This is a genomic window from Curtobacterium sp. CFBP9011 (assembly GCF_034045095.1).
Classification (GTDB): domain Bacteria; phylum Actinomycetota; class Actinomycetes; order Actinomycetales; family Microbacteriaceae; genus Curtobacterium.
The window spans coordinates 42,440-57,836 of the sequence record NZ_JAXCWN010000001.1; the positions used below are offsets into that span (position 1 = coordinate 42,440).

General features: G+C 72.2%; 22 protein-coding genes. 16 read left to right on the forward strand and 6 right to left on the reverse strand.

The features are described 5' to 3' along the window. Window positions 1-109: 109 nt before the first annotated feature. From SOM35_RS00215 to SOM35_RS00230, 4 genes are all read right to left on the reverse strand, one after another. Window positions 110-958, reverse strand: a complete 849-nt coding sequence (locus tag SOM35_RS00215) for a class I SAM-dependent methyltransferase (protein ID WP_320513809.1) — start codon at window positions 956-958, stop codon at window positions 110-112. A 61-nt stretch (window positions 959-1,019) separates the two neighbouring features. Further along, complete coding sequence (locus SOM35_RS00220; protein ID WP_320513810.1) at window positions 1,020-1,391, reverse strand: hypothetical protein; 372 nt, start codon at window positions 1,389-1,391, stop codon at window positions 1,020-1,022. 8 nt (window positions 1,392-1,399) lie between these two features. Then, on the reverse strand, window positions 1,400-2,002 hold the full coding sequence (locus SOM35_RS00225) for an Asp23/Gls24 family envelope stress response protein (protein WP_221851086.1): 603 nt from the start codon (window positions 2,000-2,002) through the stop codon (window positions 1,400-1,402). After that, window positions 1,999-2,556, reverse strand: a complete 558-nt coding sequence (locus SOM35_RS00230) for an RNA polymerase sigma factor (protein WP_320513813.1) — start codon at window positions 2,554-2,556, stop codon at window positions 1,999-2,001. The genes SOM35_RS00225 and SOM35_RS00230 overlap by 4 nt, the downstream gene beginning before the upstream one ends. Window positions 2,557-2,730: 174 nt before the next feature. Between SOM35_RS00230 and SOM35_RS00235 the strand changes: the two genes are divergently transcribed. The 15 genes from SOM35_RS00235 (at window position 2,731) to SOM35_RS00305 (ending at window position 11,750) form a co-directional block, all read left to right on the forward strand. Continuing rightward, complete coding sequence (locus tag SOM35_RS00235; RefSeq protein WP_320513815.1) at window positions 2,731-2,937, forward strand: hypothetical protein; 207 nt, start codon at window positions 2,731-2,733, stop codon at window positions 2,935-2,937. A 221-nt stretch (window positions 2,938-3,158) separates the two neighbouring features. Further along, complete coding sequence (locus tag SOM35_RS00240) at window positions 3,159-3,614, forward strand: Asp23/Gls24 family envelope stress response protein (protein WP_320513816.1); 456 nt, start codon at window positions 3,159-3,161, stop codon at window positions 3,612-3,614. Further along, window positions 3,611-3,802 (forward strand): DUF2273 domain-containing protein, encoded by a 192-nt coding sequence (locus SOM35_RS00245; protein WP_111075799.1) that lies wholly within the window; start codon window positions 3,611-3,613, stop codon window positions 3,800-3,802. Before SOM35_RS00240 ends, SOM35_RS00245 begins: the two co-directional genes overlap by 4 nt. Then, the gene (locus SOM35_RS00250; RefSeq protein WP_111075800.1) at window positions 3,799-4,116 is read left to right on the forward strand and encodes a hypothetical protein; all 318 of its coding nucleotides are present in this window, start codon (window positions 3,799-3,801) and stop codon (window positions 4,114-4,116) included. Before SOM35_RS00245 ends, SOM35_RS00250 begins: the two co-directional genes overlap by 4 nt. 12 nt (window positions 4,117-4,128) lie before the next feature. Continuing rightward, a complete protein-coding gene (locus tag SOM35_RS00255) occupies window positions 4,129-4,704 on the forward strand; it encodes an Asp23/Gls24 family envelope stress response protein (RefSeq protein ID WP_204609206.1) in 576 nt (191 codons plus the stop codon). Continuing rightward, window positions 4,701-5,264: a hypothetical protein gene (locus SOM35_RS00260; RefSeq protein ID WP_111075802.1), complete on the forward strand. Its 564-nt coding sequence runs from the start codon at window positions 4,701-4,703 to the stop codon at window positions 5,262-5,264. The genes SOM35_RS00255 and SOM35_RS00260 overlap by 4 nt, the downstream gene beginning before the upstream one ends. A gap of 110 nt (window positions 5,265-5,374) precedes the next feature. Beyond that, a complete protein-coding gene (locus tag SOM35_RS00265) occupies window positions 5,375-5,548 on the forward strand; it encodes a CsbD family protein (RefSeq protein WP_111075803.1) in 174 nt (57 codons plus the stop codon). An 86-nt stretch (window positions 5,549-5,634) separates the two neighbouring features. Continuing rightward, window positions 5,635-6,672, forward strand: coding sequence for an Asp23/Gls24 family envelope stress response protein (locus SOM35_RS00270; RefSeq protein WP_320513820.1), 1,038 nt, complete (start codon window positions 5,635-5,637; stop codon window positions 6,670-6,672). Then, entirely contained in the window at window positions 6,669-7,091 is a 423-nt protein-coding gene (locus tag SOM35_RS00275; RefSeq protein ID WP_253467488.1) for an MFS transporter permease, read from the forward strand. The genes SOM35_RS00270 and SOM35_RS00275 overlap by 4 nt, the downstream gene beginning before the upstream one ends. A 360-nt stretch (window positions 7,092-7,451) precedes the next feature. Next, on the forward strand, window positions 7,452-7,721 hold the full coding sequence (locus SOM35_RS00280) for a GlsB/YeaQ/YmgE family stress response membrane protein (RefSeq protein WP_111075805.1): 270 nt from the start codon (window positions 7,452-7,454) through the stop codon (window positions 7,719-7,721). A 235-nt stretch (window positions 7,722-7,956) separates the two neighbouring features. After that, a complete protein-coding gene (locus SOM35_RS00285; RefSeq protein ID WP_320513826.1) occupies window positions 7,957-8,922 on the forward strand; it encodes an AraC family transcriptional regulator in 966 nt (321 codons plus the stop codon). A 269-nt stretch (window positions 8,923-9,191) separates the two neighbouring features. Further along, entirely contained in the window at window positions 9,192-9,359 is a 168-nt protein-coding gene (locus SOM35_RS00290; RefSeq protein ID WP_166779762.1) for a hypothetical protein, read from the forward strand. A 100-nt stretch (window positions 9,360-9,459) separates the two neighbouring features. Continuing rightward, window positions 9,460-9,720, forward strand: a complete 261-nt coding sequence (locus tag SOM35_RS00295) for a hypothetical protein (RefSeq protein ID WP_111075808.1) — start codon at window positions 9,460-9,462, stop codon at window positions 9,718-9,720. A gap of 65 nt (window positions 9,721-9,785) precedes the next feature. Further along, the gene (locus SOM35_RS00300; RefSeq protein ID WP_111075809.1) at window positions 9,786-10,979 is read left to right on the forward strand and encodes a helix-turn-helix domain-containing protein; all 1,194 of its coding nucleotides are present in this window, start codon (window positions 9,786-9,788) and stop codon (window positions 10,977-10,979) included. Window positions 10,980-11,123: 144 nt separating this feature from the next. Further along, entirely contained in the window at window positions 11,124-11,750 is a 627-nt protein-coding gene (locus SOM35_RS00305) for an LppP/LprE family lipoprotein (protein ID WP_320513829.1), read from the forward strand. Window positions 11,751-11,816: 66 nt separating this feature from the next. On the opposite strand, the gene SOM35_RS00310 is transcribed toward SOM35_RS00305, so the two are convergent. Together SOM35_RS00310 and SOM35_RS00315 are read right to left on the reverse strand one after the other, a co-directional pair. Next, window positions 11,817-12,425 (reverse strand): TetR/AcrR family transcriptional regulator, encoded by a 609-nt coding sequence (locus SOM35_RS00310; RefSeq protein ID WP_320513830.1) that lies wholly within the window; start codon window positions 12,423-12,425, stop codon window positions 11,817-11,819. An 85-nt stretch (window positions 12,426-12,510) separates the two neighbouring features. Further along, a complete protein-coding gene (locus SOM35_RS00315) occupies window positions 12,511-14,577 on the reverse strand; it encodes an MDR family MFS transporter (protein ID WP_320513832.1) in 2,067 nt (688 codons plus the stop codon). Window positions 14,578-14,824: 247 nt separating this feature from the next. Between SOM35_RS00315 and SOM35_RS00320 the strand changes: the two genes are divergently transcribed. Further along, window positions 14,825-15,349 carry a MarR family transcriptional regulator gene (locus SOM35_RS00320; RefSeq protein WP_320513833.1) on the forward strand — a complete coding sequence of 175 codons (525 nt, stop codon included), beginning with the start codon at window positions 14,825-14,827 and terminating at the stop codon, window positions 15,347-15,349. The last annotated feature ends 48 nt before the right edge of the window (window positions 15,350-15,397 follow it).

Sequence of the window (15,397 nt, forward strand, 5' to 3'; positions counted from 1 at the left end):
GACGCTACGGACGGGCGGGTGGCCCGGACAAGCCGGACGGGAGGATCGGAAAACTTTCGTGGGACGGGTCGCGCCCGCGGGTGGCCTGGTGGGCGGTCCTGCCGGCAGCTCAGTCGCGGGTGGCGACGATGGTGAAGGTGGTCGGGATGCGGTCTCGGTCCGCAGCGGGCCAGACCCAGTCGCCGTCCGCCGCCTGCTCCATCCGCGGGCTGAACCGCCACGGCAGCGTGCGGCCTTCGTCGAGTCGGCGGAGGCGCAGGCCGGCGTCGAGCAGGGCGTTCACGATCTCGGACAGCGGGTGCGGCCACTCGTAGGTCCGGGTCCGCGCGACCGTGCCCTCGCCCGCGTAGGTGCTGGCGTCGTCCCACTGCTGGGCGGTGCCGTCCGGGAAGTACCGGTGCCGGGTGACCAGCTCGTCGGCGTCCTCGTCGAGCGCGAACAGGGCCGGGTGGCCGTCGCGGATGAAGAAGACGCCGCCGGGTCGGAGCAGTCCGGCGACCTGCGCCGCCCACCGGTCGAGGTCCGCCAGCCAGCAGATCGTGCCGATGCTCGTGTAGACGACGTCGAAGTCCCCGGCGACCGCGGCCCGGGCGTCGAGGACGTCGGTCTCCACCCAGGTGACGTCGACGCCGGCTCGCTCGGCCAGGGCGGCGGCGGACACCAGCGCCGGGTGCGAGAAGTCGACGCCGGTGACGCGGGCACCCTCCCGGGCGAGCGAGACGGTGTCGGTGCCGATGTGGCACTGCAGGTGGCAGAGGTCGAGTCCGGCGAGTGACCCGTCCGGCAGCCACTCGGCGAGCACGGGCAGGTCCTGGCGGACGACGTCCGAGCGGTGTGCCGGGTCGGCGAAGGCGTCGAGCCCGTAGGCGCCCTCGTGGATCGGCACGCGGTCGTCCCAGTTGGCGCGGTTCGTGTCGCGGGCGTGCTCCCAGTCGACATCGACGTGGTCCATGCTCATGCGCCCGACCCTAGCGAGCCGTGGGTCTCGGCCGCGACCGGTCCAGCAGCAGCGCCCGCCGTCAGACCAGGTCGGCCGCGACGTCGTCCGCCGTGATCCCGACGGTGTCCTCGACGAGCCGCACGACGACCGTGATGGTGTCCGGGCGGGGGCCGGGCTCGGCGTCCACGACGGAACGGATGCGTTCGCCGACCTCGCGGACGGTCTCCGTCGCCGGACGGGCGCCGTCGACCGCGACCTCGGCGGTGATCCGCACCGCACCGCCGCCGCGGTGCACGTCCACCATCGTGCCCGGGTCGCGGATCTCCAGCTGGGCGGCGACGGCGTCGGCCGCGACCTGCACGAGCGACTGCGCCGGGAACACGTGGCTGACACCGTCGGTCGCACGGGCGAGGTCGGTCAGGCGGCGGGACAGCTCGCGGTCGTCGGACACGGGTGCTCCTAGGGGACGTAGACGTCGTCGAAGGTGACGTCGATCTGCTCGATGACGAGTTCGGTGTGCCGGGCGAGCACGTCCGCGACCCGTCGGCGGAGTCGCTCGGCCGTCTCGTCGGCGACCTGCCCGTACGCGATCGCCGCGGTCAGTTCGACCGTGACCGGCGAACCCGGGGTCGAGACGTCACCGGTCAGGGTGCAGCGTCCCATCACGATGCCGCCGGTGGTGTCGCCGGCGCGACGGACCAGGTTGCGGACGGCCGCCTCGGTGAGGGTGAGCCGCAGCCGGGGGTCCGGGTGGCTGACGGGGACGTCGCGGCCGGAGGTGATCTCGGCCCGGATGGTGGCGAGCAGGCCGTCGATCCAGCGGTTCTCACGGTCGGGATCGGGGTCGGTGTCGCCGCGTCGCTGCATGGCGCCGATCGACAGCTCGCGGAGGCGCTGCATGTTGGACAGCGCCAGACGGCAGGCGGCCGAGGACTCGATGTCGGGGTCACGCGGGGTCCGACCGCGGTCCAGGTAGTCGGCGAGCTCGTCGAAGGTGTGGCCGTCGAGGTCGGCGTCGGCGGGCATGGCGTCAGCGGGCAGGGTCTGGTCGTCGTCGCTCATCGCCACGCCTCCATCTCCCGGAGCAGGAACTGCCGCGCCCGAGCGAGAAGCCCTCGGACCGTCGAGACCGGCAGCTCGAGCGCCTCGCTGATCTCCTGGTAGCTGTACCCGGCTGTCTCCCGCAACAGCCAGCAGCGACGCTGGTCGGCAGGGAGCCGGTCCAGCGCAGCCCACATCGCGTCGAGCTGCAGCCGCGCCTCGACGATACGCTCCGGGCTCTGTGCCGGGTCGGCGGGCTGCTGCAGGTCGTCGACGTCGTCGTGGTGCCGACGTCGGCGGAGGCGGTCGATGGCCTTGCGGGTGACGATCTGCATCATCCACGGCCGGAAGTGGGCGGGTGTGTCGAGGTCGGACAGCCGACGCCACCCGGTGAGGAACGACTCCTGCACGACGTCGTCGGACTCGACGTTCGACCCGAGCATCTGCTCGGCGTAGACACGCATCAGCGGCCCGTGTCGGCGGGCGAGCACCGCGAACGCGGGCACGTCGCCGTCGGCGGCACGGACGACGAGCGTCGAGTCGTCGGCGCGGCCGAGCGGGTCGTCGTCGGTCATCCTCACCTTCCGGTCTCCGGGACCATCCGAGGTCCTCAGGCCGCGTCCGTTGCGGGTCGACGGCCGCATCCGAGCATGCACCGTCATCCCCCGACGCGCCTGCGTGCACCGGGTTCGTGACGGAACGGCCGCTCGACTCGTCCTACTGGAGGACCGCACGACAGGAAGCAGACGATGCACGACCGCTCGACCGACGCCACGCCCCACGAACCACCCCATGGAGGCCCGGCACCGCACGACGACGAGTGCTGCCCGAGCCGCTTCGACCGCTGGCACTGCGCGCTGCAGCAGGGGCACGGCGGGCTCCACGTCGCCACGGAGCAGCAAGGGCGGACCACCTGGAACGACGCCCTGGACGGCCACGACCTCAGCGCGCTCTGACCCCATTCGGTCGCGTCGGTCGGCGAAGAGCGGGAGCCGCTTCCCGAAGGTCCGGACGGCTCGGTCCGGGCACCGGGGGACAAGGAGCCAGCCGGTTGACGCACTTCCTGGAACGCTGCTGGAAGTCGTGACACGGCCGTGACGATCGTCCTCTCCAGCCCGTCTCATCCGTGAACAGCACCCGCTGGGAACGCCCGGCGGGTCACTCGGAAGGAGACACCATGGCCGACACCACGACCACCCCCAACACCCTCGCCACCAGCAAGTCCGGGGCGAACACCGGCACCCACGCCGCCACCGGCAAGACCGTCATCGACGACACCGTCGTCTCGAAGGTCGCCGGCATCGCCGCCCGCGAGGTCAACGGCGTGCACTCGCTCGGCAACGGCGCAGCCCGTGCCATCGGCGCGATCCGTGACGCCATCGGCCAGCGCGACCACGGCCAGGGCGTCAAGGTCGAGGTCGGCGAGAAGCAGGTCGCCGCCGACATCACCATCGTCGCCGAGTACCCGGTGCCGCTGCAGCAGGTCGCCGAGGGCGTCCGCTCGTCGGTTTCCCGTGCGCTGGAGCAGATCGTCGGCATGGAGGTCGCCGAGGTCAACGTCACCGTCCAGGACGTCTTCATCCCGGGCGACGACGACGAGGGCGACGACAAGAAGGAGTCGCGAGTCGCATGAGCACCACACTGAGCGGCGCCCTGATCGGCGCCATCCTGGCAGTCGTCGCACTGCAGTTCGGCTTCTGGGGCTTCGTCCTGGTCGTCGTGTTCGCCGCGATCGGAGCACTCGTCGCGGCCCTCGTCACCGGTCGCATCGACCGGAACGCCCTGACCGACGTGCTGACCGGGCGCCGGAGCTCCCGGTGACCGGCGGCCCGGGCACCGTTCCGGGCCGTGTCGAGATCACCACCCGTGCCCTGACCTCGTGCGCGCGCGCCGTCGCCGCTGAGCGGCTCGGAGCGCCCGCGAAGCGGGTTCGGGTGGAGCTCGGCGACGCCCGCGGGGCGTTGGCCCTGGAGATCACCGGCCCGGTCGCCGCCGGCACCGACCTGGTCCAGGCGGCGACCACCGCAGCGGCCGAGGTCCGCAGCCGTGTCAGCGCCCTCACGGGACGTCGTGTCGGATCGGCACGCATCGAGTTGACCGGGATCGTGCGCGAGCGCGACACCCGGGTCCGGTAGGAGGAGAACACCATGAGCAGCAGTTCCGTCGAACGCCGGCTGCGTCGCCGCAGCGTGCACCGTTCCCGGTCCACGGCAGTGTCCGTGGCGTTGGTGGTGCTCGTGCTGGTCGCGGCGTGGATCGGCACCGAGTCGGTCCTCCGTGCGGTCGGTGCGGCGCCACTGCTGGCCGACCCGCAGACCGCGGTGGACGCCGCACTCAAGCCGGACGCAACCTTCGTCACCCTGGTCGAGGTCATCGCGGCGGTGCTCGTCATCGCCGGTGTGGTCCTCGTCGTCCTGGCCCTCAAGCCCGGTCGGCAGCACCGCTCCGTGGTGCCGCACGACCGCGGTGCCGTGGTGATCGACTCGTCGATCATCGCCTCGACCGCCCGGAACGCCGCCGGCCTGGCCGCCGGAGTCCCGGACGCGCACACCACCGCGAGTGCCCGTGGCGCCCGCACCGAGGTGCACGTCGTCCCGATGTCCGGCGTCCCGGTGGACTCGGCAGCCGTCGAGCACGCCGTCGCCGAACGTCTCGGCCGTCTGGACGACCGGTTCGGCCGCCACGTCACCGTCCGCGTCAGCGAGAAGGGCACCCTGTCATGACCTCGAGCAACCGCACCCTGAACCGGATCATCCTGTTCGTGCTCGGCCTCGTCGCCGTCGTGGTCGGCCTCGCCATGGGTGCCGGTGTCCTGCCGGCCGTCCGTGACGCACTCAAGCCGTACCTGACGTTCCCCGACCGCGTCGAGGTCCCCGCGACCTCGCTGTGGATCGTCGCGGCGGTCTGCCTCGTCGTGGTCGTCCTCGCGCTCGTCTGGGTCTTCACACGTGGCCGTGGCGGCACCGCCGTCGCCGTCCGGGAAGCCCAGGGCGACGACGAGGTCACCGTGAACGTGGCCCTCGTCCGTGACGTCATCGACCACGAACTGGCCGGCGTGCACGACGTCGTCTCGTCGAAGGTCGACATGTACACGGTGCGCAAGCACCGTGCGGCACGGCTCCGTGTCGCGGTCCGCCGCGGCGGGGACGCCGTCACGGTCCTCGACGCCGTGGACTCGGCGATCGCCACCCTCGACCGGACCCTCGGTCGCGAGGTGCCGGTCCTGGTCCACCTCACCGGCGGCACCCGCTCGGCCCTCTCGAAGGCCAAGCGCGTCGCCTGACGGACGTGCCACGGGCCTCCCGGCCGGCGGCACCACCCAGCACCACCAGCACGACCCACACCACACGACCGCGGTCGAACCCTCGTCCGCACGACCGGAAGGAGCCCGTCATGGGACTCGACGACAAGATCAAGAACGCTGCACAGGACATCGCCGGCAAGGCCAAGGAGGCCTTCGGCAACGCGACCAACGACGACTCCAAGGTCGCCGAGGGCAAGAAGGACCAGGCCGCCGCGAGCGCGAAGCAGACCGGCGAGGACGTCAAGGACGTCTTCCGCAAGTAGCGACCAGCAGACACGACGGGGCACGCGCGCGTTCGAGCGCGGTGCCCCGTCGTGCGCTCACGGCACGCTCGACCGAGGAGGAAACCATGCAGCACGACACCCAGACCGACACGCAGGTGCAGCACGACACGCACGCGCACACGCAGCTCACCCCCGTTGACCTGCCGGCGTCCCTGACCGACCCGCTCCCCGAGGACGCCGCGGCCGTCACCGTCGCCGCCCGCACCGCAGCGGTCACCGCCCTCGGTGTCGACGGGGTCCACCACCTCGGCGGGCTCGCCGAACGGGCGGCCGACCAGGTCCGCAGCCGACTCGGTCGAAGCGGCAGCGCCCTCGGCGTCCGCGTCGACGACACCGACGGCACGCTCGACGTCGCGGTCGCCGTCGTCGTCAGCTACCCGCACCCCGTGATGGAGGTCGCCGCCGAGGTCCGCTCGCAGGTCGGAGCCGCCCTCCACCAACTCGCCGAGTTGCCCGACCACGTCGAGGTCGACGTCCGGGTCCTCGACGTGCACGGCCCGTTCGACGACGAGCCCTCGAAGCTCGACGAGGCCGTCGACTCCGTCCGAGGCGCTGCCGCGACCGCGGCGGACACCGTCTCCGACGCGGCGGAGTCCGCAGTGGACGGCGCGCGATCGGTGGCGGACACGGCAGGGTCCGTCGCGTCGGACGCCCTGGCCGCGGCGTCGGCGACCGCCTCGGACGCTGCAGCCTCGGCACGCGACGCTGCTGGACACGCCCGCGACGCGATCTCGGACGCGGCCGACGCTGCCGGTGCGGCGACCTCCGACGCGGTGGCGTCGGCGCGGAAGACCGCGTCGGACGTCGCAGACCGTGCGGGTGATGCGGCCGACGCTGCACAGGAGGCGGCGACCGCTGCAGCCGAGCAGGTCGGCGACGACGTCGCGGACGGCGTGGCGGAGGCGCGACACCGGGCCGACGCGGAGGACGCGGCCGGTGAGGCCGCTCTGTCGGGCGCCGCCGAGCCGGCTGTCCACGCCTCCACCGTCTCCGGCTCGGAGGCCGCGGCCGACGCACTCGAGGACGCGGCGGACGACGTGCGCCGCGCCGCCGAGGCCGTCCGCGGCAGCGCGGCCGACGACACCGCCACGGACCGACCGTGAGCGCCTGGGCCGAGCGGCGGATCCGCCGCCAGGTGGCCGCCTCCCGGCCCAGGTCGCGCAGCGTCTGGGTCGCGAGCGGCATCGGACTGGTCGCCGTCCTGTTGCTGGCGTTCGGCGCGTTCCTGCCGCTCGTCGGCTTCCTCGCCGGCATCACGGGGACGACGGCGGGACTCGTCCCGTTCCCGTTCCTCCGCGTGACGCTCGTGACCCTCGTCGGCGCGGTCGTCGTCCTGGCGCTCCTGCTCCTCGCGGTGACGCGGCGACACGGAGCGACCGCGTGGACCGCCGTCGTGCTCGCACTCCTCGTCACCGTCGGCGTCACGGTCTTCCCGCTCGTCGCCGTCGCGATCGGGTCGGCAGACCGGGCGGGTGACGTCTGGCCCGTCATCTCCGGCCTGTGGACGCGGTTCGTCGGCTGACCTCCCTCAGGATTGTCCGCATAGCGCAACATCGACTGTGTAGTGTGCCTAACTACTTTTCGGCGGGCACAGTGGAGCGGTACATGCAGCACCTCGGAAGGACCGGTCAGATGCACTCGACGCCCGCGAACAACGCATTCGTGGACGGGGACACCCCGACCGAAGCCATCGACATGACCGCTCTGTTCGCAGAGCAGTCGCGTGACGGTCTGCTCGACAGCATCTGATCGGCACAGCCGGTCGGTTCCTGACCGGTACCGCCCATCCGGGAGCGTCGATCTCGACCGCTCCGCCGCCCCTCGGGGCGGCACACCTGCTCCACAACGGCACCTCGCGGTGCCCGTCCTGAAAGGCACTCCCATGAGCTTCCTCGGCTTCATCCTCCTCGGCCTCATCGCCGGCGCCATCGCCAAGCTGATCCTCCCCGGTCGCCAGGGTGGCGGCTGGATCGCCACGCTCGTCCTCGGTGTCATCGGCGCCCTCATCGGCGGCTGGCTCGGCGGCCTCATCTTCAACGTCGGCTACGACGGCTTCTTCAGCATCCAGTCGTGGATCATCGCGATCGTCGGCGCGATCATCGTCCTCCTCATCTGGGGTGCGATCACCGGTCGTCGCGGCGCCCGCGCCTGACCGAACCCCACCGGCGTCCGACGTCGGGAACACGGAAGAGCCCCGCACCGACTGGTGCGGGGCTCTTCCGTGTTCCCGGGTCTCCCGTCCGGCCTCGCGATCCCGGCCCGGGCCGCGTGACTGCGGCGACCCGGGCGGGGTGATCAGTCGCGGTGGGGTGCTGGCGGGTCGGTGCGGAGGGGACCGGTCGATCCGGGGTACGGATTGTCGGTGGTCCGCGTGAGACTCGGAGTGCATGGACTCCGTCGAACAACCCCTCCAGCACGTCGACCGTCACGGCACCGCCGTCGACGAAGCGGTCGCGTTCTACGAGCACGTCTACGGCAGCCAGGACATCCACATCGGGGACGCTGCGACCGAGGGGTTCTCGTGGCGGTACCGGGCGGTCGGCGACGGCGACGTCACGGTCGGGACCTCGTCCGTGGCCGCACGGCGTTGGGGCACGATCGACCCCGGTGACGACTACGTGCTGGCCTGGGCCTCCGCGCCGGGCATCCGCCTCGACACCGGGTCGTCCGCGCCCGTCGACATGCTGCCCGGGGTCCCGGTGATGTACCCGGCGGGGCGCGACTTCACGTTCAGCGCGGCTCCCACCGTGCAGCACCTGATCCGCTTCGACCGGTCGTTCCTCGAGTCCGTCGCCGCGGCTCGCCAGGGCGACCTGCCGGCGCCGCTGCAGTTCGCCCGGCAACCGGACCCCGATGCGCTCCGGCAGCTCCGTGCCGTCATCGCCACGGCGGCCGGGGCGCTGCTCGACCCGGCGACCGACCGCGACCGGCGCTCCGCCCTCAACACGACCGTGGCCGAAGCGGTCGCCGCCACGTTCGACGCCCGGCCCGTGCCGCCGACCGGCCTGCTCAGCGACGGCCCGGCGACCATGCGGCTCGCGCAGGAGTGGATGGTGGCGAACGCCCGTCGGCCGATCACGATCACGGACGTCAGCGTCGCCGCGGGGGTCGCCGTGCGGTCGTTGCAGGCGTCCTTCCGCCGGCACACCGGATCGTCCCCGATGCACTTCCTCCGGCAGGTCCGCCTGCACCGGGTGCGCGCCGAACTGAGCGCGGCCGACCCGGACACCTCCACGGTGGCGCAGATCGCGGTCGGCTGGGGTGTCGGTCACCTCGGGCGGTTCTCCGGTACCTACGCGGCGACCTTCGGGGAGCCGCCGTCGGTGACGCTCCGCCGTCGACGGAGCGCGTGACGGGCCTCCCGTCGGCCCGGCCTGCTGCCGTCGCCGGGGCGCTCCTGACCATCCCGCAGCCCGCCGCGGCCCGCTCCGTGCCGGGGATATCCGGTGGTCCGCGACAGCCACGCGTCCGACCCGACCGCGTGCCGGTGCGCGCACCGGACACCGTGTCCAACGGACGTACTCGAGGTTCGGCCGGGCTTGGCCCCGCGCAGTCCGCGGGGGATGCTGGTCATGCGCCTCCGAACCCCTCGGGTCGGGCGCACCAGCAGGAAGAGCGCACCGTGAACGAGCGCATCCGACCCTCCCTCCACGAACTCCGGCTGCAGGCCGACGAATGGCACCGCCGCGGCCTCAGCCACCCGGACGAGATCGACGCGATGGTCTCCCGTCGCACGGCCGGGTCCACGCCCGCCGAACCCACCTACGCCGACTTCTTCACCGTCGTCTGAGCGCGGAGGACCGCGCGCGGCAGCCGGCCGCCCGGCACCGCCCGGTGCCGCGCAACCGTCCCCGGCACCGCCCCACCGCGGCGTGCGTAGGCTCGACGGCATGTCCGACTTCTCCGCAGACCAGGCCGCCGTCGTCCGCATCGAACGCTCCGAAGAGGGCCGCTGGGACCTCACGCTCATCAGCGACAGCGGTGTCGCGATCGGCCACGGCGTGCACCTGTTCGACCGCTCGGAGGACGACGGGGTCGACGAGCTCACCGCCGCGCAGGACTTCGCGGGCGGGTACGGCTGGCGGTTCGAGGGCGACGCGGTGCAGCAGGACGGCCCGGATGCGTTCTGGGCACCCCTCATCCGCAACTGAGCGGACCTCACCCCAGTCCGGGTGAACCTCGGACTTCCGCGTTCTGTGGATGAGAAGATGGCCGCGTGCCACCGATCCACCACGACAACGGGTTCCGCAAGCAGCGGTTCACCGACGCGGGCGGCTCGGACTACACCGCGATCTTCCGCACCGAGTACTCCGGGCAGGACCTCCGCCGGGACACCACCACCGCCACCGACACCTTCGCCAGTCAGGGCACCCGGTACGAGTACTTCGTCATCGGCGACGACGACCTGACGCTGCGGACCATGAACGCCCGCGGCGGTCGACGGGGCGGGGTGATCGGCCCCAGGGACGACCACGTGGTGTTCTGGCTGCAGCACGGTCGACTCGAGATGCACTTCGCGGACCGGTCCCGCGTGATCGAGCCCGGCAGTCCGTACATCGCCTCGGCGTCCGAGGCGTACCGCTTCGAGTCCGAAGAGACCGTCTACAACGGCGTGCACATCTCGGACGCGTTCCTCCGCAAGACCGCCGGGGAGCTCGGCTACCCGATGCCCGACGGGCCCGTCCTGTTCGACCAGCAGGACGAGCGGATCGCCCGGCGCGAGCCGCTCCGTCGTCTGCTCGGCGAGGTCAGCCCCACCCTGATGGACGACCGGGTGCGCGGTGCGATGCGGACGGCGCTGAACCGCCGCCTGGCGACGGTCGTGCTCGACACCTTCCCGCTCCGCGACCGCGGGGACGACGTCCCGACCGCCAGCCGACTGCGTGACGCGATCGCCTTCGTCGAGGAGCACGCGCGTGACCGCCCCTCGGTGCCTGCCATCGCCGCCGCCGCCGGACTCAGCGAGCGCGGCTTGCAGGAGGTCTTCGCCCGCACGCTCGGTGTCACGCCGAACGGCTTCCTCCGCGACCAGCGCCTGGACGAGGTCCGGCGCGAACTGCTCCGGGGGGAGTCGCCGAACAGCGTGCTCGAGGTCGCTCGCCGCTGGCGCTTCACCAACCCAAGCCGCTTCGCCACCGCGTACCGCGCCCGGTTCGGCGAGGACCCCTCGGCGACGCTGCGTGCGGCCACCTCGCAGCGGCCCGACGGCCGGTCCTCCTGGCGGATCCGTCAGGCGGTCGCCTACATCGAGACGCACCTCGACGAGGTCTGCACCGTCGCGGACATCGCCGCGGCCGCCGGTCTCCGGCCCCGGCGACTCCAGCAGCTCTTCAAGGAGGAGCGGGGCACGACGCCCACGGCCTTCCTCCGCGACCTGCGTGCGCTGCGGCGGTCCGGCGACCGCTCCTGACATCTCGTCAGCGGTGGTCCGCCACGTGGTCAACGGCCGGACGGGAGGCGCGGATCCGGCCCGCCACGGGCCTCCCGGCTGGGTGGTCTGCCGACCTCAACGTCCTCTGTGGATGCGTCGGACGCGCCCGGCAGGATGTTCAGCATGGGAACCAGTTCGCGACTCCGTCCCGCCGTGCTGCGCGGCCTCGTCCCGCTCGGGCTCGTCTCGATCGCCCTCACCGGGTGTTCGACCGGGTCGGGTGACCCGGCACCGACGCAGACGGTGACGCAGACGGTCGCACCGTCGGCGGAGTCGACGGGGACCCCGACCGCGACGCCGGCACCGGTGCAGACGCCGCAGCCGACAGCCACCCCGACGTGTGGCAGCGAGGACCCGACCAGCGCGATCCAGCAGGCGGCCGCCCGACTCGGCGCACCGGCCGGCATCGCGGGGGCGAAGTGGGACACCGCCGGGGCCGCTCGCGGCGGGTACGACCCGTGCGCGGCCCTGTCGTGGGTCGTGTTGCGCCCGACCGACTCGACCGGCAGCTCGCCGTCGGCGATCCTGCTGTTCCACGACGGCACGTACCTCGGCACGGCGACGAAGGTGCAGTACCCCTTCACGCCGGAGGTCACGCGCACGTCCGACTCTGCCGTGTCGGTCACGTACCGGTACCCGCGCGACGGGGAGTCGAACGCCGAGGCGAGCGGTCGCGCCGACGCGACCTACCGCTGGGACGACGCGGCCGGACGGGTGGTCATGACGGGGGACGTGCCTCCCGTCCCGTGACCCGCTGGGCGCCTCGGCCGGTCAGCGGCCCACCGGTCAGCGGCCCACCGGTCAGTGGCCGATCGGTCAGCGGTCGGTGACGAGCGCGACCATCTCGGCGACGACGGCGCGGAGGCGCGTGGCCAGGTCCGCCTGGTCCTGCACGCTGAAACGGTGGGCCGCCTCGGTCAGGGCCGACATCACCAGGGCGACCGCCGTGCGGGCGGTGTCCTCGTCGGTGCGGGTGCTGACGGCGGCGATGAGGGACTGCCGGGACTCGGCCATCCACCGCATCACCATCGACGTCATCTCCGGGCGGCGGACGAGCAGCTCCTTCGCGCGGGCGCGGTCCGAGGAGAGCGGCACGGTGTGGGCGACCAGGTCGCAGACGTCGTCGATGAGCGGCCCACCGGCGGTGGCGAACCGGTCACGGACGGCGTCGGGCACCTCGACGGTGTCCAGGCCGATGGCCGCGTGGGCCTTCGACGAGAAGTAGTTGAAGAACGTGCGCGGGGAGACGTCGGCATCGGCGCAGATCTGCTCGACCGTGACGCCGTCCAGGCCGTGGTCGGTGATGCGGGTCAGCGCGGCGTGGTGGATCGCCTGCCGGGTCTGCTGCTTCTTCCGTTCGCGGAGCGTGCAGGGCTCGGTGCTGCCGACGGCGCTGTCGGGTGCGGGTGCTGCCGTGGTGGTCACGGGCGACCTCCGGTGGGGGAGTGGCGGAGCGGGCCGCCCGCACGCTGCCGACGGTGGTCGGCGGACGTGCGGGCGGCCCGGGTGGTCACCGACGCTGGGTCGGCGTGGAACCGGTCATCGGACCGGTGAAGGAGCCTGCCTCGGCCGCGGCCATGCCGGCCTCGGCTTCGAGCTGTGCCTCGGCGGACATGTCCGCCTGCTCCTGCAGGGCCGAGCGCTGGCGCAGCGGCGGCACCTTGAAGAACCAGGTCAGCACGAAGGCGAGCAGGATCACGGCGAGTCCGACCCAGTAGATCGTGACGGACGAGGCGTTGAAGCCGGCCATGAACGGACGGGTCAGGCGCGGGTCGGCACCGGTCAGGAACGAGGTGTCGTTCGTGGCCGAGGCGCTCGAGTCGTCGTTCGCACCCTTGTCGATCTGCTTGACGAGGTCCGGGACGACCTGGTCGACCCAGTAGCCGCGCTGTCCGGCGTCCTTCCAGTCGACCGCGAGCTGTCCGTCGACGACGCTGGCGTGCGCCTGGTCGGCGGCCGTCGCGAGGGCGGTGGTCTCGGCCTGCGGGGTGGCGTCGGCGGCCTGCTGGGCGATCACGGTCTCGGCGGCGGCGGCCGGGATCGTGCCGGCGGCGACCTGTGCCTGGACGGCAGCGTTGACCTGCTGGGTGACGGCCTGGTCGGCGGCCTGCTTCGCGGCGGTGGTGCCGCGGTCGAGCCCGGAGTCGATGCTGTCCTGGATCGGGCCGACGATCGGGTCCCAGATCTGGTCCATGACGCCCTGGTTCGCCTTCGCGCTGGCGACGGTCGGGTTCAGTGCGGCGTCGAGGGCGTCGGTCAGGTCGGCCTTGTCGGCCGTGGCGTGCACGATGTTGGCGGGCATCACCGAGAACAGGATCGAGAGCAGCACGGCCGTGCCGAGCGTTCCACCGATCTGGCGGAAGAAGGTCGCCGAGCTGGTCGCGACGCCCATGTCCTTCGCCTCGACCGAGCCCTGCGACGCGAGCGTCAGGGACTGCATGACCGAACCGAGTCCGAGACCGATGAGGAACATGCCGATCATCAGGAACCAGAGCGGCTTGTCGATCGACATGAAGGTCAGGACGACGTAGCCGGCGGAGACCAGGGCGGTGCCGATGACCGGGAAGACCCGGTAGCGGCCGACGCGGGCGACGATCTGACCCGAGGTGATCGAGGCGATCATCAGGCCACCGACCAGGGGCAGCGTGGCGAAGCCGGACTCGGTCGGGCTGAGGCCGACGACGATCTGCAGGTAGAGCGGGATGGTCAGCATGGCGCCGAACATCGCGAAGCCGACCAGGAAGCCGATGACCGTGGCCATCGAGAACGTGCCGGAGCGGAAGAGCTTGAGCGGGATGATCGCCGCGTCGCCCATCTTCGACTCGATGACGAGCAGGGCGACCAGGCCGACCGCGCCGATGATGTAGCAGGCGAGTGCCGCGGGGGAGCCCCAGCCCCACGTGCGGCCCTGCTCGGCGACCAGCAGCAGCGGGACGAGGGTGACGATGACCGAGGTCGCGCCCCACCAGTCGACGACCGGCTTGTCCTTCTTGTCGTGCACCTTCGGCAGGTGCAGGAAGACGATCACCATGACGAGCGCGGCGATGCCGATCGGCACGTTGATGAGGAGCACCCAGCGCCAGCCGGTGATGAAGAGGATCTCGGAGGCGCCGGCGAGCAGGCCGCCGATGAGCGGGCCGATGACCGAGGAGATGCCGAAGACGGCCAGGAAGTAGCCCTGGTACTTGGCGCGCTCACGCGGGGCGAGGATGTCGCCCATGATCGCGAGCGGCAGCGACATCAGCGCACCCGCACCGATGCCCTGCACGGCGCGGAAGGCGGCGAGCATGAGCATCGACGTGGACATCGACGACAGGACGGCGCCGAGGATGAAGACCACGATGCCGAAGATGTAGAGCGGGCGACGGCCGAAGATGTCGGAGAGCTTGCCGTAGATCGGCGTCGCGATCGTCGACGTGATCAGGTAGGCGGTGGTGACCCACGCCTGCTGGTCGAGCCCGTGCAGGTCGTCGCCGATGGTGCGGATCGCGGTGCCGAAGACCGTCTGTCCGAGGGACGACAGGAACATGCCCGCCATCAGCCCGTAGATGACGAGCAGGATCTGACGGTGGGTCATCAGGGGTTGCTGACCGGGCGCACCGGTGGTGGCGCTCCGGCCCGACACCGGCGTCTGTGCGGTGGCTGTTGACAATGCGGGTCCTTCTGGTTCGACGTGCCGGACGGCGAGTGCGTCGTCGGGCGGAGGCGAGGCGGGTGCGGGGGCCACCGAGGGGCCGCTGCGCAACCTGAAACCTTGCAGGCTCCGCAACTTTACATCCATTGCGTTCTGCAAGCAACTAGTTGGCGCGTCGTACGATGGCGCCGTGCCCGAGGACCAGCGCCCTGACGACGACGTCCGCCCGGACGACGACCGGCCCGAGGCCGAGCGGCTGCTCCGTCGGCAGCTCGACCGGCTCTGGGTGCGCCAGACGCTGCGCACGGTGCTCATCGAGCAGTCCGGCGGCCTCGACCCGACCGCCCGGGTGATCCTGCGGGCCGTCGAGCGCCTGGGTGCGGTTCGCTCGACCGCCGTCGCCGAGCGCACCGGCCTGTCGCGACCGGTGGTCAGCCGGCGGATCGCGGGGCTCGTCGACGCCGGCTACGTCCGCACCACCCCGGACCCGGACGACGGTCGCGCGGCCCTGCTCGCACTGGCCCCCGCCGGACGTGCCCTGTTGGACGGCCTCGACGCGCAGGGGGACGCGGTGTTCGACGACGTCACGAGCGTGTTCGACGGGCAGGAACTGCGCGACCTCGCCCGGCTCCTGGCCCGGTTCAACGACCGTGCGGCGGAGGTGCTCGGCGCCGGCGGCGAGGACGCCGGAGCGGGTGGAGGGGTCCCGACCTGACCCCGTGACGGACGGGAGGCACGTGGTGACGCCGCCACGCGCCTCCCG